Here is an 18,880-nt window from a genome sequence, read left to right on the forward strand (position 1 = left end):
AGCGATGCGCGGGCTTTGCGGCCTTGCGCGATCTGGGACGCGCATGACATATGATCGCCGCGGCAACGTCGCGATCTTCTTTTCGCTTTCCCTGTTGCCCCTGCTGGCGATCGTCGGCGCCGGCTTCGACTTCATGGCGATCGGCAATCTCAAAAGTCAGTTGCAGGCCGCGGCCGACGCCGGCGCGCTGCGCGCCGCCCGCGAGCTGAGATTGGCGCGGACCGGCGCCTATGATCTCACGCCTGTCGCCCGAACGGCCATTGCGGCGCATATGCTTGAGAGGACGGGAGCGAATCTCGCCGTGCGGGCGTCGCTCATCGACAACAACACCGCCGTACAGGTCAAAGTCAGCGCCAGCTACGATCCCAAAGTCCTTCGTCTCGTCTACAAAGAGCCGGTTCAATTGTCGGCGAAAGCAACCGCCCGCACGAACGGCTTCCCGATTTGCGCGCTTGGGCTGGATCAAACCATTCTCGGCGTCGCGACGATCTATCTCGAGTCGAAGGCGCAAGTGACGGCGCAATTTTGCGCCGTTCAATCCAACTCCAAATCGCCCGCAGGCATAACGGCCCTGCAAAATGCAAGGCTGACGGCCGGTCAGATCTGTTCCGCCGGCGGCACGCTCGGGATCAAGGCGAGTTTCAATCCGTTTGCGCAGAATGACTGCCCCATCGTCGCTGATCCCCTTGCGTCTCGTCCACCGCCGCCGGTCGGCGGCTGCGCCCATACCAATGAAATCGTCGACGGCGGCGCCGCCACGCTGATGCCGGGCACTTATTGCGGCGGCCTCAAAGCCACCAATGGCGCGGTCGTAAATCTTTCGCCGGGAGAATATGTGATCAAGGACGGGCCGTTGACCGTCGACGGCAAGTCGACCTTAAACGCCAACGGCGTCGGCGTTTATCTGACGGGCGCGAAGGCGACGATCCAATTCGCGAGCGCCAGCACGATCAAGATGACGGCGCCGACGAGCGGGCCGCTGGCCGGCATTCTGTTCTTCGAGGACCGGGCGTCGCCCCTCTATCAAAATCACAAGCTGACGAGCGACAATGCGCCGATCCTCCTTGGCACGATTTATCTGCCGCAAGGCATATTGACGGTGGACGGCAACAGTCCGGTCGGCCAGCAATCGGCCTTCACCATCATTGTCGCGCGTCGGTTGGCCTTGATGGAAGGGCCCAATCTGGTGCTCAACTCCGATTATGCTTCATCAAACGTGCCTGCGCCGGGCGGCTTGACGCCGGGCGTCAGCTTTCTCTCGCAATAGCGGCCCCCATGAGCGACGGGACTTCTTCGACGCGCATCATCGCCAATCGGGCGCCGAAACGCTCGATTGCGCGCAAGCTGGCCTTTCTCGTCGCCATCGCCGTCGCGACGGCGGCCATGACGATGAGCGCGGTGCTGCTTTGGCAAGAGACGAAGCGATATGCGGTGACGAAATCCGAGTCGCTCTTCGCGTCGGCGCATGTCTTCGCTTCGGCCGCCGCGCAGGGAGTCGCGGAAAAAAACCAGACGGCGGTCTATCAGGCGATCAAGGCGATCGGCCAGATCCCCGGGCTCCTCTATGCGCGCATCGAAAATAATCGCGGTCAATTGCTCGCCGTTATGGGCGGCGCGACGCAGCTCGACGGGGATTTGCGCATTAAGGAAGGCCAGGCTTTGTCGATCTCGCCCCTCGACGTCTTCAACAGCAGAAGCATCCAGGTCGAGGCGCCCATCGTCAATGGCGGCGTCGATATTGGGAAATTCACCCTCGTCGCGGACACGAAGGATCTGGCCGACGAACTCGCGGATGCGCTCAAGGGCGCGGCGCTCGGCGCCCTCGTTGCGCTGGCGATCGGCCTGCTCGTCTCCATGCGTCTGCAAAAGGGCGTCACCCGACCGGTGTTCGAGTTGAGCGAGGCGATCTGGCGGATTCGCCGCAACCATGATTACGCGGATCGCGTCGCCGCTAAGAGCGACGACGAAGTCGGTCTCCTGATCGACGGCTTCAATGCGATGTTGGAGGAGCTCGAGGAGCGCGACAAGAGCCTTGCGGCGCATCGGCGCAACCTCGAAAAAGAGGTCGGCGACCGCACGCAGGATTTGCGCCTCGCCAAAGACGCGGCGGAAATGGCCAATGCGGCGAAGTCCGATTTTCTCGCGACGATGAGTCATGAAATCCGCACGCCGATGAACGGCGTCATGGTGATGGCGGAACTCCTGGCGGCGTCCGATCTGCCGGAGCGCCAGCGTCGCTATGCCGAGGTCATCTCGAAATCGGGGCAGAGCCTTCTCGCCATCATCAACGACATTCTCGACTTCTCGAAAATAGAAAGCGGGAAACTGCAGCTCGAGAAAATCGCGCTCGACCCTTCGGCGCTCGCCGAGGACGTGACCAGCCTTTTTGCGGCGCGGGCGCGCGAGAAGGGGCTCGATCTCGTCTCTTACGTATCGCCGGCCACGCCGCGCTTCATTACGGGCGACCCGATCCGGATCAATCAGGTCATCGGCAATCTCGTCAACAATGCGCTGAAATTCACCGAAACGGGCTCCGTCATCCTCAAGGTCGGGCCCGACCCGAAGCGCGAAGGCCACATCCGCTTCGCGGTGACCGATACGGGCGTCGGCATCCGGGCGCACAAGTTGAAAGACATTTTCGGCGTCTTCACCCAGGCCGACCAGTCGACGACGCGGCGTTTCGGCGGCACGGGCCTCGGCCTCGCGATCAGCAAGCGTCTGATCGATTCCATGGATGGGGAAATCGAGGTTAAAAGCGTCTATGGCCGCGGCTCGACCTTCTCCTTCTCGATCCCCACGGGCGAAGCCGAGAACGGAGACGCATGGCCGCGGGCGCGCCGCGCCGGCATGACCGCAGCCGTCGCGGTGACGGGCGAGGCGACGCGCGCGACGCTTCTTCGCTATCTGAGCGAAGCGGGCTACGAGTCGGCTGCCGTGCAGGACAAGGCGGAGTTTTCGGCCGATCTCATGATCGCCGATCCAGATCGCGTGCCGCAGGCGCGCCGCGCCGAGGGCGATTACCTTTTGTGCCTGGCGACTTTCGGCGATCCTGCGGCCCATCGGCTGGTGCAGGAAAGGCGTGCGGACGCGGCCGTGTCACGGCCGCTGAGGAGATCGGAAATTGGCCTGCTTCTGCGCCGGATCAGGGTTGGGCACAAGCTTGCCGGCGCCTTGGATCAACGCAAGACGCGTAAAGAAGAGCCGCAAAGGCAAGACGGCTTGCGCGTGCTCGTCGCCGACGATACGGCGATCAACCGCGAAGTCGCGATCGAGACGCTCCGGCAACTCGGCGCGGTCGTCACCACTGCGGAGAATGGGCGCGAAGCGGTCGCGGCTGTCGAAAGTCAGACCTTCGACGTGGCGCTGATGGATGTCAGCATGCCGGAGATGGACGGTTTCGAGGCGACCCGCCGCATCCGCGACGCGGAACGCCAAGGCCAGCGTCCGCGTCTGCCCATCATCGCCGTGACGGCGCATGTCGTCGGCGATGCGGCGGACGCCTGGCGCGCCGCGGGCATGGACGACGTTCTGCACAAGCCTTACACCATCCAGTCACTCGCAAAGCGCCTCTCCAAATTCGCCCCTTCGAACGCTTCGGAAGCGGCCGAGCCGCCCGTTGGGATCGCCGCCAAAGCCGAAGCGGGAGATGTGGCCGCCTCACCGGCGATGGCGCTCTTGAATGAAGACAAGCTGCGCGAACTCAAGCTCCTTACGGAGAACGGGCCGACGCCTTTCCTTCGGCGCGTTTTCAGTCTTTATCTCGAACACGCGCCGAAGGCGGCGACCGAAATGCGGCAGGCGCTCGAACGCGGGGACGTCAGGGCCGTCGGGCGCGCCGCGCATGCGCTGAAATCGATGAGCCTCAATATCGGCGTCGACCGCGTCGTCTCGATCGCCGAGGATCTGGAGCGTCGCGCCAACGCCTCAGCCGTCTCGATCGAGGCGATCGATGCGTTGGAATCGACGGTGCAGGCGACCTGCGCTTTGATCGAGCGGTTTCGCGGAGCGGAAGCTCCAGCGGCCGAAAGCTCCGAGGAACAGGCTTGCGCGGCGGCGAGCTAGCCGCCCGGAACGACCTCCGCGGGCGCGCAGGCGGGCGGGGCGGTTTTTTGAAATTCCGTATTCAATCGATATGATCCGGGCTCGCGCCACGGACGGTGAACCTAGATGATCGACCTGACCAAAAGAGATTATTGGACACGCTACGTTCCTTTCATGCATCCGGAGAGTCCGGCGCCTTTTTTCGAGCGTGCGTTCCAGGCCTATAGCGTCCGCACGCCCGCGGGGCTGGTCGAGATCAAGAGCATGCTTTCGAGCTACGAACTCTCGATCCTCTTCGCTTTGGCCAAGGATTATTGGCGCGGCGAGGGCGCCATCGTCGATCTGGGCTGTCTTTACGGTCTGACGACGCGTTGCTTCGCGGAAGGCGTCAAGCTCAATGAGGACGTCGCGGAGGACCTCAAGGCGAAGCGCATTTACGCCTACGACCTCTTTTTGGCGCAGGATTACGAATGGTGGACGCAGGGCGGCGAGACCATTCACGCGGGCAGCTGGTTCGAGGAGTTTCTGACGCTCAATCGTGGCGAACTCGACTACATCGTTCCCTGCCCGGGCGATCTGCTGAAAATGAATTGGGGCGCGAAGCCCATCGAAATTCTGATGATCGACGCCGCGAAGGCCTGGCCGCTCAACCACTTTGTCGTGAGCCGCATGTTTCCTAGGCTCATTCCGGGGCGCAGCGTGGTCGTCCAGCAGGACTATATGCATTTCGTGGAATATTGGGTCGCAATCACGATGGAGTATTTCGCCGATTATTTTCAGCCGCTCGATTTCGTCTTCGGCGCGTCCGGCCTCTTTCTGACGACAAAGGCCATACCGGAGGAGGCTGCGGCCTTCGATCTCTCGACGCTGTCGCCGGCGGAAAAAATCCGTTTGATGGATCAGGCGATCTCAAAGGCCGCCCCGTCGGGCGCCGAGGTGTTGAAGACCGCCAAAGCGAAACTTCTGGTCGATCTCGGAATGAGCGCGCAGGCGGAGGCGCTGATTTCAACCGTCAACGTCGAAAGGCTTTCGGCGGAAAGCTATGATGATTTCTCCGGCATCGCCCAAAGCTGCGTCGCGGGCTTGCGCGCCGTGATCGCGCAGGCGCCGGCGGCGTCGACCGCGCTGGAGGCCTCGACCGTCCGAGCCCAAACGATCAGCGATATTCTCTTCCCCGGCGTCATCCTCGACAATTGGCAGATGATGCCTTGGGAGCAGATTTCCCTGACGGGAGTCTTGTCGCGTCTGCGGCCGAAGGGCGCAATAGAAATCGGCGTCTATTACGGCGGCAGCCTGTCGCTCGCGGCGCCCTTTTGCGAGAAGATCGTGGCCATCGACATCGATCCGGAGGTGCGCGACCGTTTTGCGCCGCCGCCCAACGCGGAAATATGGATCGAGCCGTCCTCGCAGGCCGTGCCGAAGGCTTTCGCGCATTTCGAGGCTTTGGGGGTGCCTGTCAATTACGTGCTGATCGACGCCGATCACTCGGTGGAGGGCGTGATGCGCGACATTGCGCTCGTCCTGGATTACAAGCCGCGTGAGCCCATGCTGGTGCTCATGCATGACTCCGGCAATCCCGCGACGCGGCAGGGCATTCTGTCGGTCGATTGGGCCCGCAATCCTCATGTCCGGCTCGTTGATCTGGATTTCGTGCCGGGTCAGATCATCGAGCACAGCGTCGTGAACGGCCGGGGTGAAATCTGGGGCGGACTCGCGCTCGCCTATCTGCATCCCGACGAAAGAACCGGTCCGCCGGTCATTCGCGAATCGGCGCGCATGTCGATCGCCTGTCTGCATCATTGTGCGCAGGACCTCTCGATCCTGCAGGGCTAGGCGACCTGTCGATTACGCTGACCGCTCAAAATCTCCTGCAGACGCCGATCGACGCGACGGGCGAAAGCGTCGAGCGAAAAATGCGCTTCGACATAAGCTTTCGCGTCGGCCGCCAACTTGTCGCGGCTGACGCTATCTTCGCGTAAGTGGCGCATCGCCGCGACGCTCGCGGCGAAATCCGGTTCCGCCCAGGTCTGACTCGCCGAGGCGCGGTGATACTGCCCATGTTCGATATTGGCGAGCGCGTAGGGGATCAGGCGCGCCGTTGCGTTGTCGCAGAATTCCATATTGCCGGAATAGGCGGTCGCAATGACTGGCGTGCCGAGCGTCATCGCTTCGAGAATATGATAGCCAAAGCCCTCCGCGCGATGCAGCGAGACGAGCGTATCCGCGCCTTCCAGCAGGGCTGAATGATCGGCGTCCTCAAGAAATCGGTCCATCCAGACGATGCGTGACGATTGCGACGCGATCTGCGCGATCTGCTCGAACAGGCGCCTCTCGTCAGCATCGCCCACGCGGCTCAGGCTGTGCGTCTTGACGACGAGTTTCACATTCGCGTCGTCGGGGAAGGCGTGCAGGAAGGCGCGGATAACGCCAAGCGGATTCTTGCGGTAACCCCCCGACAGCGCGTCGCAGGCCGTGAGGAAGACGAAATCCTCGGCGCTGGCGATCCCATCATAGGCGCGGCGGCGGGCGCTTGCGCGGCCGATAGGCTGCACGGGTCTGCAAGCGGCGCCGACGATATGCGTTTTCTCCCGCGCCGCGATGGCGTCCGCGATGAAACGGGAAGCCGCCCAGATTTCATCGAGAAGCGACAGGCCGAGAAGCTGGGAGGCGCCAAGCCGCGGCGTTTCAAGATAAGGCATGCCGACCACATGACTTCCCGTGAAAATGTCGGGCAGATAGGCGAAGGCCGCCGGCGTCTCCTCCAGATTGAGGTGCAATATATTGACCCGCGCGAGGCCGAAGTCGGCGGTTGGGGTTTCTTCTCGCACCCGCGCGGCGTTGGGATGATCGAGCGTGAAATCGCAGAAACGCGTCGAGACGTCGAGCTTTTCGAGTGCGCGGGCGAGCGCGCGGCAACTGTCGGAGATGCCGAGCCGGCGGCTGAAGGGGCCGATAAGCTGCACGTCGACCGCCGCGCAGTCAGAAAGGAGAACGGCCGGCGAAAGGAGGCGATCTCCGTGCGGGGACATGAAACAAAAGCGTTTGGCCTCGATGTCGAAGCCCTGCTTTGAGAAGCAGGCGCGCCAGTCGTCGCGCGTGTAGTCACACTGGCCGAAGACGCGCCGCAAGGTTTCGTCAAAGGGCGCGTTCGAGCCTGCAAGGAAGCGCTCGACCCAGGCGGACGGCATGAAGCCGAGAAAATGTGGGGCGGTCGTCGCGAAGAGGAGCATGGCGAGATAAGCGAGCTTGCGCTCCTCTTCGCCGCCGGAAGCGAGTCTCTTTAGACAGGAGTTGCTTGAAAGATACCGGCGCATGAAGCGGGAAAGCGGAAAGGCGCCTTTTGCGTCGTCCGTCTCGCAGGCGCCGAGCCAGATTTTTTGGGGCTCGGGAATGAGGCAATCCTCGACGCCGTATGTCGCGCTCTCGAAGGCGGCCCAGAGGAAGAGCTTTTCCTCGCCGCTTGCGTCCGGTGCGGTTTGCAGCAGACGTTGAGCGAGCGAATTGGCGAGCGGGGCGTCCTTCGTCGGGCCTTCGTTCAGAAGGGCGATGTCGCGCGCGGGCATCGGGGCGCGGAGCCGACCGCGTTGCCGGGAATAATGCTCGACGTAATATTTCAGGAAAGCCGCGTATTCGTCTTCGGACAGGGTCGTGTCGTATTTGCGCGTCAGGTCGTGCCGGTGACGCACATGATCCAGATAGGCCGTCAAAGGTCGGCCCAATATAGCGGGCGGGCTTTCTGCGGGCGACGATGCGAAGAGGCGATCATAGGCCCTTTGGCCGGCCACAGACGCGCGATTGCGAGGTTTCTGCAACGGCCGCGAGGCGATGGACGCCGAGAAAGTCGCGCGAAGATAGGCCTCGGGCCCGAGCCGCTTCTCCCGGACGACGTCCTGCGGCGCCCGTCTGAGTTCGTGGCGGCCATTGCGCAGCGCAATAACTCTTACAGTTTGTTCCGAAACCTCGATTTCGGGAGCGAGATTGAGCTGGAAGGCGTAGCGCCCGTCCCCTATCCCGGCGTCTTCGAGGTCGGGACGGTAGAGGTTGGCGAGGCATTGCCCGGCGAAACGCCCCTCGACGAAGACGTCGACGAGCAGGCGCTGCCCGGGACGGTCAGGGCTCCACGCCCATCCCCGAACCGCTCCGTGGCGGATTTCGTCCAAATGGCCGACGACCTTGTTCTTGCGCCAGAATCCCTTCAACAGCGAAAGGCCGGCGCGCGTCGATCGAAGCCAGGAGTTCATCGCCAAAGTCCATGCGGGCGCCGCAAATCGCCGTTTCGGAAGCGCCCTTCCTAGCAAATTCGACATTCATAGGCTACGGCTGGACCAGAACATCACAATGAAATATCAACTAAAATTCATAAAGGCGGCATAAGCCGAGCTTCTGGTTCTGGAGAAACCCGCCGGTGAAAATATTGGTCGTTTCGAATTTTTACCCGCCTCGCGCCGTCGGCGGCGCGGAGCTCGTGGCCCATCGCCATGCGTTGGACTTGAAGCGGCGCGGGCACGACGTCTGCGTTTTCGCCGGACGAACGCCGAAGTCGCATCAATCCGGCGGAGAAATGGATATTGAAAATGTCGACGGGCTCGACGTGCATCTCCTGTCGATCCGTTCGCTTGAACCGGATCGAGCTTTTTATTGGGATGCGGCCGGGCGACGCTTTCGAGCGACGATGAATGACTTTCGTCCGGATATTGTTCACTTCCACAATATCTCCGGGCTTGGCGCCAATCTGATTTCCGAGGCCAGGCGGTACGGCGCGCGCACGGTTTGCACCGTGCACGATCACTGGGGTTTTTGCGCCAAGAATACGCTTTATCGCGACGCCGGCCATGTCTGCGAAGATTTCGAAGGATGCCACTTCTGCGTGGCGAATGTCTCGGATGAGAAGGGCAAGGCGCTTCCGACGCGTTTGCGCCGAGACTATGTGATGCGTTGCCTTGCCGAGGTCGACCATCTCGTCTTCCCGAGCCAGTATCTTGCGGGGGCTTACGCCGAAGCAGGATTCGACGCGCGTCGCGCCCACATTCAAAGCAACGGCGTGGAGGTTGCGAGGTTCGATCCGTCGTCGCGCTCTTTGAATGACGGCCCGCTCCATTTTGTCTTTGTTGGTTATCTGGGCGCGCATAAGGGAATCGGCCTCCTTCTCGAGCTGGCGGGCCGCTTGCTCGCCGAATCCTCGCTCGCCGGGCGCTGGCGCCTCTCCATCGCCGGGGATGGGCATATGCGGGCGCGCATCGCGCGGCTCGTGGAGGAAGCGCCCTACCGCGATTATGTGACCTTCCTCGGAAAGCTCGGAGTGGACGAAGTGCCGGCGCTGCTTGCTTCCGCGGACGTCGTTTTGCTGCCCTCCATCTGGCCGGAGAACGAGCCGGTCGTGATGTTGGAGGCCATCGCCGCTGGGCGCGCGCAACTTGCGAGTTGCATCGGCGGCCATGCGGGGCTCGTCGTGGATGGAGAGTCGGGCCTTCTGTTTGAAAGCGGCGATCTCGACGATCTGACCGCCAAGGCGGTCGCCTATATAGAGCAGCCGAACCTTGCGCGTCGGCATGGCGACTTCAACCGCGCGCGGCGGGACGCCTTTTCGCAGGAGACCGCGGTTTCGGCGTACGAAAAGATATACGCCATGACGCCGGCGGATCAGGCGCCGGCGGATAAAATCATCTTGTGCGACGGCGAGTGGCCGACGCTCGAAACCGCGCAGCTCTTCAACAATTTTTCGATCTTCGAGAAAAGCGGCCGGTTGCGCTTCGTCTATGCGGAATGGGCGGACGCGTCTATGTGGGAACATGCGAGCGCGCTTTTTTGCTGGTCGCACGACGCCAATATGCAATCCGTGCTTAGAGCCCTCAGGATGAACATCCCCATTATCGCTCCGGCGGGCGGCGCTGAGGCGCGGCTATGCGAGGAGGAGGCGTTGAGCGGCTTTGGATATAAGGATTACGCCGAAGCCGTCGTCGCCCTGGCGTCGCTCGCCGAACGTAGCGAGACGGCGGCGCCCGCAAGCGCCCGCAGAGCGAACCTGATCGACAATGTCGCGGCGCTGCTCGATGCGAAGGCTTTCGGGCTTACGGCCGAACGGCCGGCCATCTAACCCCGCCGGCGCCGCGAATGTCCTCCTCCCCCCGCCATATCCTGATCTGCAACGAGCGGATCGTCTTTCGCTTTGGCGTAGACCGCATCCTCATCGAACTGGCGAAGACGCTTGCGGCCGATGGTTGGCGCGTCACATTCGCTTGCCTGCGCTGCGAGCGCGAGGTCGTGCGCGCGATCTCGCCACATATACACATTGTCGAGGCGGGCCACGGCGGCCTCTTTGAAGTTGAAGCGGCGTGCGGGCGTTTTCTCGAAGAGCAATGGGAAGAGATCGAGCAGGACGCGCCCGTTGACGCGATTGTCTGCGGCGGATTTCCATTTTTCCATGTCGCAGCGTTCGGCGAGCGGCGCGGCGTTCCGACGATCTTCATCGACGCAGGCGCCGTTCCGCATGACGGCTTGAGCGAAGCGCAGATCGCGGCGCAACGGGCCGTGCGCCGCCTGAGGGCCCTGTCGCTTCCCTATTTCGATCGCGTCTTGCCGATCAGCGACTTCATCGAACAAAGCCAGACTATACCCGACCGGGGATCCCGCGCGGGCGTCGAGAAAATTCCGCTGGGCGTCGATCATCTGGCGGGAAAGGTTTTCGCTTCGAAAGGCGGCCTCTCGCAGGAGGAGCGGAGCCAGATCGAACGGCTGGAAATGCTGATCGCGCGCAAGAACGCGCTCGTCCTGAGCCTCGGGCGGTTTGAAGGCGCAGGCTATAAGAACTCGGGCGCGTCCTTTCTTCTGCTGCGCGAATTGTTGCGGCGCGCGCGCGATTCCGATGGCGTCGACATTCGGCTCCTCGTGCTCGGAAAGACGCAGGAGATCGATGTCCCAGCCGACCTTCAAGATCATGTGATCTGCGTCGGTACGCCGAGCGACGAGGCGCTGACCCGGATTATGGGGCTCGCTCACGTCGGCTTCAGCCCCTCGCTCTGGGAGGGGTTCAATCTCCCGATCGGCGAGATGCAGATATTGGGCAAGCCGGTCTTCGCGTTCAATGTCGGCGCGCATCCGGAGGTCATTCTGCATCCCTGGTTCTTATGCGCCAGCGTCGCGGAAGCGGCCGAAAAGATCGAACGCGCATTGACGGGGCGACTTCCCGGCCGGGCGTTCAATCAGGCGCGCATTGAAGACTTTCGGGCGCGTTTCACCTGGCGTCGGACCAACGACGCCTATCGTGCGCAACTGCTCGACGCGATCGCCGGCAAAAGAAAACGGGAGCGCCAGAAGCTTCTCTTCGTGGACGTGTCGAACGCCTCGCGCGACACCGCGAATTCCGGCGTCGTTCGAGTCGCCCGGCGGCTTTCGGCGCGATTGCAGGCGCGTGACGAGGCGGCGCTTTTCTTCGTTTATTGGGATATAGATCGCCAGGACTATCGTTTCGTCGCGGGCGAGCGCGAAAATCTGCTCAAAGTCTATCACGGTCCTCGCGCCGTGATCGGCGCGCTCGCGCTGGCGGGCGGCGTCGAGGAGACTCCCGCCGCGATGCTCGCGCGTTTGCCGGATTCGCCCGAGCGCCGCGCAACGCTGCTGCTGCCCGAGGTCGTTCTGGACGGAGAGGCCGCCAATCGGATCGATTGGGCGCGACGCCGGGACATTCAAACGGCTGCGATCCTCTACGATTTGATACCGATTGAATTTCCGCAATATTGCGGAGAAGCGCTACGCGAGACCTTTCCGTCCTATGTCGAGGCGCTCGCTTCGACCGACAGCCTGATCGCGATCTCGGCCTATAGTCTCGATTGCTTCCGAGCCCATGCGGACAGCCATGCGCTCGATGTGACGGCGCGAACAGCCGTCGCCTGGCTTCCCGGGCAACTCGCCGCGCTGAAACGCGTCAAGGGGCCTGCGCCGGGCGCGAAGGGAAAAACGGTCTCGATCGTCTGCGTCTCGACGATCGAGCCGCGCAAGAACCATCAGGCGCTGCTCGCGGCTTACCGTCAGGCGAGGAAGTCGGCGCCCCAACTGGATTTGCGGCTGACGCTGATCGGCAATCTTTACCGCGGCGCCGAAGATCTTGCGGACCTCATCCGCAAGGCCATGGCGGAAGATCCGACGATCAAGTGGCGCGTGGCCATTCCCGACGACGAATTGATCGCGGAAATTCACGAGTCCGCGTTCACCGTCTATCCGTCGCTGGTGGAGGGCTTCGGCCTTCCGATCCTTGAAAGCCTTTGGGCGGGAAAGCCCTGCATCTGTCACGACAAGGGCGTGATGGCGGAGCTGGCGGCGGGCGGAGGCTGTCTTGCGGTTGACGTGAACGACGCCAGGGCGCTCGCCGCGGCGATCGAAATGCTTGCGACGGACGAAAGCCTTCAGTCGCGTCTCGCAAAGGAGGCGCGCGCGCGAGAGATTTCCGATTGGTCCGACTATGCAAGCGAGATTTCGCGGTTGCTGTGGCCCGGAGCCGTCTCGAGCGAGGCCGAAGCTGCGCAGCCCAAGCAGGGGATCGAAAGGAAGACCGTCGAGCGCGAAGCCTATTATTTGCGTCATCGTCTGAACGGCATCGGCCTGCTCGGAGAGAGAACTCCCCCTCCGCATATGGCGCCGGAGCCCCCGCGCGCGCAGGAAGTCGTCCCGTCGCCGGCCGTCATCGCTTCTCCGCCGAGAATATCGTGGTTTGCGCAACTCATGCCCGGGCGGCGGCTCACCATACGCAAGGTGCGCGCTTCGGGATATTTCGACAAGGAATGGTATCTTGGAAAATATCCGGACGTGCGCGAGGCGGGGATCGATCCGCTCGATCATTTCGTCAAATTCGGACACAGGGAGGGGCGCTCGCCGGGACCCGGATTCGACGCCGCGAACTATCTTGCGGAAAATCCCGGTATTCGCGGCGCCGAGCTTTCACCATTCGAGCATTTCCTCGCGTTTCGGCGAAAGCGTTGAGATGCGGCGCTTTTCGGCCCTATCGCGCAAAATCTGCGTCCCGCCGGCGTTTTTCGGCCCGTCATCCGTCTTGACGAAGCCGGTTCAGTTTAAGATTCTCCGATACATTCGAAGGACTAGCGAGTTCGGCCTATAACTCGTTGAAAAGGAAACGCTCAATGCGTCGAATCAGCGCCGTGTTTTCACTTTGCGCCGTCCTTTTTGCGTCGACCGGCGCCGCCTATGCGGAATGTCCGCCCGGTTTCGAATTGAAAGAGGGGCGCTGCGACATCAAGCGCGATTGCCCCTCCGGCTATGCGATGCGGGACGGCCATTGCGTGCCGTCTTCCGCCTGTCCTTACGGCACGCAGTTCATGGACGGTTTCTGCGTGACGAAACCCCAATCCGGCGGCTCAAAGTAAAGCCTTGTTTTCTCTGTGGCCCTGGCGCCTTCGGCTTGTTAATCTTGCATCGTAACGTAACGCAAGCCTCCTCGAAGGCCCTGTTTTCAATCTGCGTTCAGCGCCGTAAGGCGGCTCCGAAAGGATCGTCGAACCGGACGCCAAGCGATACGCGAAGGAGCACCCGATGATGTTGGAAGCATTTCAAGCCGGCCTGCGTCGCACTCTTGGCGCGAGCGCGCTCGGATTCGGCGTCTGCATGTTTCTCCCCGCTCAATCGGCGCTCGCCGCCGACGAACTGGCGAAGCCCGCCGAGAGCGACCAAGCCGTCCTCGACGCTCCTGGCATGAAGGCTTTTGTCGACCCGGCGACAGGCAAGCTTGTGAGCGCGCCGTCTGGAAACAACGCGCTCCCGCTCTCCGCCGCGGAGAAAAACGCGATGAGCACGTCGAGCGCCGGCCTTCATGAGGAGGTCAATCCGAGCACGGCCGGGGGCTATCAGGTGGATTTGCAGGGCCGCTTCCAGAGCCCGTTGCAGGCCAAGATCGACGCGAACGGAAAATTGATGACCTATCACCCGCATCCTTTCGCCATGACCGGCGCCGCACAATAATCCCTTTTCCAAAATTAGGGGGGCACCCATGAATTCCAGGAAAAATTTGCTGCAGGCCGTATCGCCCTTGTGCGTTCTGATACCGCTTGCGCTGACGTCGTCGGTCGCCGAAGCGACCACCGTCATCGTCGTGAACAAGAATGCGGCCGGCGTCGGCTTCAACGATACGACGCCCGCGACTCCGGTCGGGGGCAATACCGGGACCACGGTCGGCGCTCAGCGCTTGATCGCTTTCCAGGCTGCGGCGGATCTTTGGGCGACGCATGTCGCGAGCTCGGTGCCGATCCGCGTCGGCGCCCAGTTCACAGCGCTGACCTGCTCGTCCAATTCAGCCGTGCTCGGATCGGCGGGACCCAATACGGTTCACCGTGATTTCGCCGGCGCGCCTTTCGCCAGCACCTATTACACTCAGGCGGAGGCGAACGCGCTCGCCGGCGCGGATCTGGCGTCGGGAACCGACGACATCAACGCCAACTTCAACAGCAATCTCGGTCAAACGGGCTGTCTCGACGGAAACGGATGGTATTACGGTCTCGACTCAAATCCGCCGAGCAACCGGATCGACTTCATGACCGTGCTCGTTCACGAATTGGGGCACGGTCTTGGATTCCTGAGCCTGGTCGATCTGGGGACCGGCTCCAAATTCAACGGCTTCAACGACACGTATATGCGGAATCTGGAGAATCACGGCGCGACGCCGCCGGATTATCCGAGCATGTCCGACGCCCAGCGGCTCGCCGCGAGCATCTCGGTGACCAATCTGCATTGGACCGGCTTGAACGTGCGCATCTCGAGCCCGCTGCTGACTGCCGGCAAGACGGGCGATCACGTTCAGCTATATGCGCCCAATCCCGCGCAAAGCGGCTCGTCGGTGTCGCATTGGAATACGGCGGCGACGCCCAATCAGATCATGGAGCCCTTCATCACCGGGCCGCTGCATTCGCCGACGCTCGAACGTCCGCTGTTCCGCGACCTCGGATGGAAGATATTGTCGCCGCGCGTCGATTTCAGCGGCGAAGGCAATTCGGACATTCTTTGGCGCGACTCCAATAACGGCAACGCTGTCGTTTCGCTGATGAAAGCCGGTACGATTTCCTCGTCGACTTTCGTCGCGAACCTGCCGCTCACCTGGACGGTGGCCGGGACCGGCGATTTCAACTTCGACGGCAAGTCGGACATCCTTTGGCGCGACAGCTCCAACGGAAATGCGGTCGTGTCTTTGATGAACGGCCCGAACATCGTGTCGTCGACCTTTGTCGCGAATTTGCCGCTGACCTGGGCGGTCGCCGGCACGGGGGACTTCGACGGCGACGGCAAATCGGACATTCTTTGGCGCGACTCGTCGAACGGAAACGCGGTCGTCTCGCTGATGAACGGGGCGTTGATCGCCTCGTCGACCTTCGTCGCCAATCTGCCGACGACCTGGATCGTCGCGGGCGTCGGCGACTTCAACGCCGACGGAAAAGCCGATATTCTGTGGCGCGACACGAATAACGGCAATGTGGTGGTGTCGCTGATGAACGGCGCCGTCATCGGCTCGTCGACCTTCGTCGCGACGCTGCCGACAAGCTGGTCGGTCGCCGGCACCGGCGACTTCAACTCGGATGGCAGGAGAGACATCCTCTGGCGCGACTCCAGTAACGGCAACGCCGTGGTGTCGCTGATGAACGGCGCCAGCATCGCCTCGTCGACTTTCGTCGCGACGCTGCCGCTCACCTGGTCCGCCGCCCAGGTCGCCGACTTCAACTCGGACGGCAAGAATGACATCCTCTGGCGCGATACGAGCAATGGCAACGCCGTTGTCTCGATCATGGACGGCGCCAGCATCGTCTCGTCGACTTTCGTCGCCAATCTGCCGGTCTCCTGGACGGTGCAGGGCGCGAGCGCGAACTGATCGCACAGACTTGATATTGAGGCTCCTGCGGCACGTCCGCGGGAGCCTTTTTCTTTTGTTCGGAGCCGCGGTCAGAACCGACAACCGAAGTCGCGGCGTCTCTTCGCCGGTCAGATCGACAGACTGCGTTGCAAAACTGCGTGAGCGGTCCCAGCTAAGAAAAGCTGGCGGTCGGCGTCGGCCGGCGCGGGTATTTCCGCATCATTAGAGGAATGCGCCATGGGCTATCTGCTACCCACGATACTGGCCGCAATCGTCGGCTTTGGCGCGACGGCTTCAGCCGGAGAGAAAGCAATGGGCGAAAAGATCATCATGGCCGAGGGCTTGACCGTCCATATCGATCCCAAGACCGGCAAGATCGCGCCTCCGCCGCCCGGAGACGCCCAGCCGCCTTTGTCGCCCTCCGAAAAGGAGTCGACGAGCACGTCGAGCGAGGGGTTGACCGAAAAGCCGTCGCCGCAAGGGGGCTATGGCGTCGATCTGAAGGGCCGTTTTCAAAATCGCTGACGCCCGTAGCGCGAGCGGATCCGCTCAATCCGGCTTGAGAACGACGGGTGGGGGAACCGGTATTGGCGGCGGTTGCTGCGGCGGGAAAGCGTCAGGGGCCGGCTGCGCCTGCGGGTCGGGATAAAGCTTCACCTTCGTCGTCTGGCCGCCATTCTTCAGCGTGATCTCCGCGACCTCGATCGCGGAGATCGTCCAGGCGTCGATCGTGTCGCCAATTTTCTTCCAGGCTCCCTCCGGCGTCTCCAGCGAAACGACGAACGCCTGGCTCGCCTTCCTGTTCTTGACGATGGCGGCGACGGCGAGGCCGGTCGGCGCGGTGGTGAGCGGCCCTGCGTCGGAAATCGCTGTCTTGGCCGCTTTCTGCGACGGCCGCCTGCCTTTCGTGAAAATGGGCCGTGACAGCGTTTCGACGTCCGCCGACGGCGGTTTCGGCGGATCGAGATCGACCACGGCGAGGGTCGGCGGCGTCCAGTCCGGGACGGCGGCGCTATCGTCGACGCTTGCGGGACCCAGAAGAGCATAGGCGGCGAATGCGGCCGAACCGATTGCGGTGGCCCCCAGAAACGCCAGGATCATGCCCGAGAGCGGCGAGAGATGCGCCGCCTGCAAAGGCGCCGCAAAATCGCGCGCCATGTCGCCGACGCGGCCCGAAACCTTGGCAAATTGCGGCTTGAAGTCGAAGCGGTTCATTGCCGCCCCTTCTGCGGCGCGCCGCCGAACACGTCGAATTGCGCCTCGATTTCGGGATCGCCCTGCGCGATCGGCGCGCCCCAGAACATCGATTGGCCGCGCAGGCTAGCGGCGGTGATGATCATCAGCGGAGGCGCGCCTTCGAGCGCCCGCGCCAAAGCATGGATATTCTCATACGCCCCCGAGACGTCCAGCCGCGCGCCGACCAGCGTGACGCCTTGAAACGATTTCTCCGGCAGCATCTGAATCGACCGGACAGTGACCTGGGCGCCTTCCGCGATGGATTTCAGCCGCGCCTGGAGATTGGCGTTGATGACGCCCTCGCTGTCGCCGTCGAGCAATTCGCCGCGCGCATTGGTCTCGGCAACCTGGCGCGCATAATCCTGGATTTGCTGCTCATGCGCGGCCACGGCTTCGTAGCGCGCGAGCGTTTGGCGGCGTTGCGCGATGGCCTCCGCGCCGCCGGCGATCATCCGCCGCGCCGGCTCGATGAAGACGAGGTAGACGAGCGCGAACGCGACGAGATTGACGCCGATGAAGATCGCCCGTCGTCCGGCACGCCCAGCTATGAAGCGCTTCCAGCTCATTTCGCGTCCGCCGGTTTCTTTTGTTCGAGCTTCGCCTGCAGCGAGAAGCCTTCGCGTTTTTCGCGAGGGTCCGGCGTAATGGGCGCCGTCAGCCCCGCATCGGCGAAGAGCGGCGATTTGTTGAACAGGGCCGGGAGGCCGACGGCCGAATCCGCAAAGCCGATAATGTCGAGGGTCTTTTCATTGGCCTTGGGCTCGCTGAGGCGAAAATCCGTCACAAAGGCGCCGTCGGGCAGAATGCGGGCCGTCTCCTCCCAAAGATCCGCGAATTGCGGGGCGTTCCGGCGCGCATTGCGCAGCACCGAAAGCAAACGGCTTTCAGAGGATGCGCGATCCACGATCTGACGCACGCGCGCGGCGCGGGCGGACGCCTCCTGTATTTTCGCGTCCAGCTCCTCGTTCAAGGCGGATTGCCGCCAAAGCGTCGCGCCGACTCCAATCGCGCCGAAAACCGCCGTCGCCGCGCAAAGGCCGAGCGCGAGGTTTCGAAATTTGTAAGAGGTCTCAGCGGCGCCTTCGAGCGCGATGAGGGGCGCTTCCTCCGCGGCGGCGCGCAAATTGATCGGCCGGATGAAGGAGATGTCCGAGACGTCGACGCCGGCGTTGGCGATCGCGCCGTCAATATAGTCGCGGCGCAAGATCCACAGGCTGACGCGCAGCTTGTCCGGAGAAGCGGGATGTTTGGACGAGGTATGGCCATAGACGACGTCCGCCAGTCGAAACGGCGTCTTGCGTTCAATGTCGGCGGCGAGGAGTTTCGGCAGATTGTTGAGCGCGACCGCCGGGATGTCGAAGCGACGCACGAAAAAAGCCGCGCCGTCGATGTCGAGCCCGACTTTCGCGGCGTGGCGAGCGACTCCTCTGCGCGCCAACGCCTCGTCCAATGACGACGCCGCGATCTCGTCGGCGGAGAGGCTCCATTGCGGCGCGCCCTGTCCGTTGACGCATCGCAACTCCCGCTCTCCGGCGCGCAGGATCAATTGACGGTCGCCGCGATCGGTCAGCCAGGCCACGGTCTTTGAGGAGAAGAGACTGAAAAACTCGCGCCGATACCAGACGGCGAACCGCTCTGTCGCCGTTTTCAGCGAGCCTTCGATCACATCCCGCGTCCAGAACTCGCTCGACAAGGACAGGCGACCCCGTTCGAAAATGTGAGGAGAGGCGCGAATTGCGCGCCGCGGACGAAAGCCGGTCG

The 18,880-nt window shown here is 62.7% G+C and carries 13 protein-coding genes; 9 read left to right on the top strand and 4 right to left on the bottom strand.

What is annotated here, in order from left to right:
* The first annotated feature begins 43 nt into the window (after positions 1-43).
* The 3 genes from MMG94_RS19340 to MMG94_RS19350 all read left to right on the top strand — a co-directional run bounded on the left by MMG94_RS19340 (position 44) and on the right by MMG94_RS19350 (position 5,874).
* On the top strand, positions 44-1,267 hold the full coding sequence (locus tag MMG94_RS19340; protein ID WP_016920865.1) for a pilus assembly protein TadG-related protein: 1,224 nt from the start codon (positions 44-46) through the stop codon (positions 1,265-1,267).
* Between the two features lie 8 nt (positions 1,268-1,275).
* Positions 1,276-4,062 (top strand): ATP-binding protein, encoded by a 2,787-nt coding sequence (locus tag MMG94_RS19345; RefSeq protein ID WP_016920864.1) that lies wholly within the window; start codon positions 1,276-1,278, stop codon positions 4,060-4,062.
* Positions 4,063-4,167: 105 nt separating this feature from the next.
* Positions 4,168-5,874, top strand: coding sequence for a class I SAM-dependent methyltransferase (locus tag MMG94_RS19350; RefSeq protein ID WP_016920863.1), 1,707 nt, complete (start codon positions 4,168-4,170; stop codon positions 5,872-5,874).
* Here MMG94_RS19350 and MMG94_RS19355 read toward each other — a convergent pair.
* Positions 5,871-8,282 carry a glycosyltransferase family 4 protein gene (locus tag MMG94_RS19355; RefSeq protein ID WP_016920862.1) on the bottom strand — a complete coding sequence of 804 codons (2,412 nt, stop codon included), beginning with the start codon at positions 8,280-8,282 and terminating at the stop codon, positions 5,871-5,873. The two genes, MMG94_RS19350 and MMG94_RS19355, sit on opposite strands and share 4 nt — an antisense overlap.
* 224 nt (positions 8,283-8,506) lie before the next feature.
* On the opposite strand from MMG94_RS19355, the gene MMG94_RS19360 reads away from it, so the two are divergent.
* The 6 genes from MMG94_RS19360 to MMG94_RS19385 all read left to right on the top strand — a co-directional run bounded on the left by MMG94_RS19360 (position 8,507) and on the right by MMG94_RS19385 (position 16,408).
* Positions 8,507-10,135, top strand: coding sequence for a glycosyltransferase (locus MMG94_RS19360; RefSeq protein WP_244415441.1), 1,629 nt, complete (start codon positions 8,507-8,509; stop codon positions 10,133-10,135).
* A 17-nt stretch (positions 10,136-10,152) separates the two neighbouring features.
* Positions 10,153-13,014 carry a glycosyltransferase family 4 protein gene (locus MMG94_RS19365; RefSeq protein ID WP_016920860.1) on the top strand — a complete coding sequence of 954 codons (2,862 nt, stop codon included), beginning with the start codon at positions 10,153-10,155 and terminating at the stop codon, positions 13,012-13,014.
* Between the two features lie 158 nt (positions 13,015-13,172).
* Positions 13,173-13,415: a hypothetical protein gene (locus MMG94_RS19370; protein ID WP_016920859.1), complete on the top strand. Its 243-nt coding sequence runs from the start codon at positions 13,173-13,175 to the stop codon at positions 13,413-13,415.
* 166 nt (positions 13,416-13,581) lie between these two features.
* Positions 13,582-14,007 (top strand): post-PEP-CTERM-1 domain-containing protein, encoded by a 426-nt coding sequence (locus tag MMG94_RS19375; RefSeq protein WP_016920858.1) that lies wholly within the window; start codon positions 13,582-13,584, stop codon positions 14,005-14,007.
* A 28-nt stretch (positions 14,008-14,035) separates the two neighbouring features.
* Positions 14,036-15,901: an FG-GAP-like repeat-containing protein gene (locus tag MMG94_RS19380; RefSeq protein WP_154419589.1), complete on the top strand. Its 1,866-nt coding sequence runs from the start codon at positions 14,036-14,038 to the stop codon at positions 15,899-15,901.
* A 219-nt stretch (positions 15,902-16,120) separates the two neighbouring features.
* Positions 16,121-16,408 (top strand): post-PEP-CTERM-1 domain-containing protein, encoded by a 288-nt coding sequence (locus MMG94_RS19385; protein WP_016918346.1) that lies wholly within the window; start codon positions 16,121-16,123, stop codon positions 16,406-16,408.
* Between the two features lie 24 nt (positions 16,409-16,432).
* Here MMG94_RS19385 and MMG94_RS19390 read toward each other — a convergent pair whose 3' ends face one another.
* The 3 genes from MMG94_RS19390 to MMG94_RS19400 are packed head-to-tail and all read right to left on the bottom strand — an operon-like array spanning position 16,433 to position 18,812.
* The gene (locus MMG94_RS19390) at positions 16,433-17,098 is read right to left on the bottom strand and encodes a hypothetical protein (RefSeq protein ID WP_016918347.1); all 666 of its coding nucleotides are present in this window, start codon (positions 17,096-17,098) and stop codon (positions 16,433-16,435) included.
* Positions 17,095-17,685 (bottom strand): type II secretion system protein GspM, encoded by a 591-nt coding sequence (gspM, locus tag MMG94_RS19395; RefSeq protein ID WP_016918348.1) that lies wholly within the window; start codon positions 17,683-17,685, stop codon positions 17,095-17,097. The genes MMG94_RS19390 and gspM overlap by 4 nt, the downstream gene beginning before the upstream one ends.
* Entirely contained in the window at positions 17,682-18,812 is a 1,131-nt protein-coding gene (locus MMG94_RS19400) for a PilN domain-containing protein (RefSeq protein WP_016918349.1), read from the bottom strand. The genes gspM and MMG94_RS19400 overlap by 4 nt, the downstream gene beginning before the upstream one ends.
* Positions 18,813-18,880 lie beyond the last annotated feature (68 nt).

The sequence above is a fragment of the Methylocystis parvus OBBP genome, assembly GCF_027571405.1.
In the GTDB taxonomy this organism is placed as follows: domain Bacteria; phylum Pseudomonadota; class Alphaproteobacteria; order Rhizobiales; family Beijerinckiaceae; genus Methylocystis; species Methylocystis parva.

What these genes read in the sequence shown, in the direction of transcription:
- MMG94_RS19340 (WP_016920865.1), top strand. Translation starts at nt 44, where the DNA reads ATGACATATGATCGCCGCGGCAACGTCGCGATCTTCTTTTCGCTTTCC.
- MMG94_RS19345 (WP_016920864.1), top strand. Translation starts at nt 1,276, where the DNA reads ATGAGCGACGGGACTTCTTCGACGCGCATCATCGCCAATCGGGCGCCG.
- MMG94_RS19350 (WP_016920863.1), top strand. Translation starts at nt 4,168, where the DNA reads ATGATCGACCTGACCAAAAGAGATTATTGGACACGCTACGTTCCTTTC.
- MMG94_RS19355 (WP_016920862.1), bottom strand. Translation starts at nt 8,282, where the DNA reads ATGAACTCCTGGCTTCGATCGACGCGCGCCGGCCTTTCGCTGTTGAAG.
- MMG94_RS19365 (WP_016920860.1), top strand. Translation starts at nt 10,153, where the DNA reads ATGTCCTCCTCCCCCCGCCATATCCTGATCTGCAACGAGCGGATCGTC.
- MMG94_RS19370 (WP_016920859.1), top strand. Translation starts at nt 13,173, where the DNA reads ATGCGTCGAATCAGCGCCGTGTTTTCACTTTGCGCCGTCCTTTTTGCG.
- MMG94_RS19375 (WP_016920858.1), top strand. Translation starts at nt 13,582, where the DNA reads ATGATGTTGGAAGCATTTCAAGCCGGCCTGCGTCGCACTCTTGGCGCG.
- MMG94_RS19380 (WP_154419589.1), top strand. Translation starts at nt 14,036, where the DNA reads ATGAATTCCAGGAAAAATTTGCTGCAGGCCGTATCGCCCTTGTGCGTT.
- MMG94_RS19385 (WP_016918346.1), top strand. Translation starts at nt 16,121, where the DNA reads ATGGGCTATCTGCTACCCACGATACTGGCCGCAATCGTCGGCTTTGGC.
- MMG94_RS19390 (WP_016918347.1), bottom strand. Translation starts at nt 17,098, where the DNA reads ATGAACCGCTTCGACTTCAAGCCGCAATTTGCCAAGGTTTCGGGCCGC.
- gspM (WP_016918348.1), bottom strand. Translation starts at nt 17,685, where the DNA reads ATGAGCTGGAAGCGCTTCATAGCTGGGCGTGCCGGACGACGGGCGATC.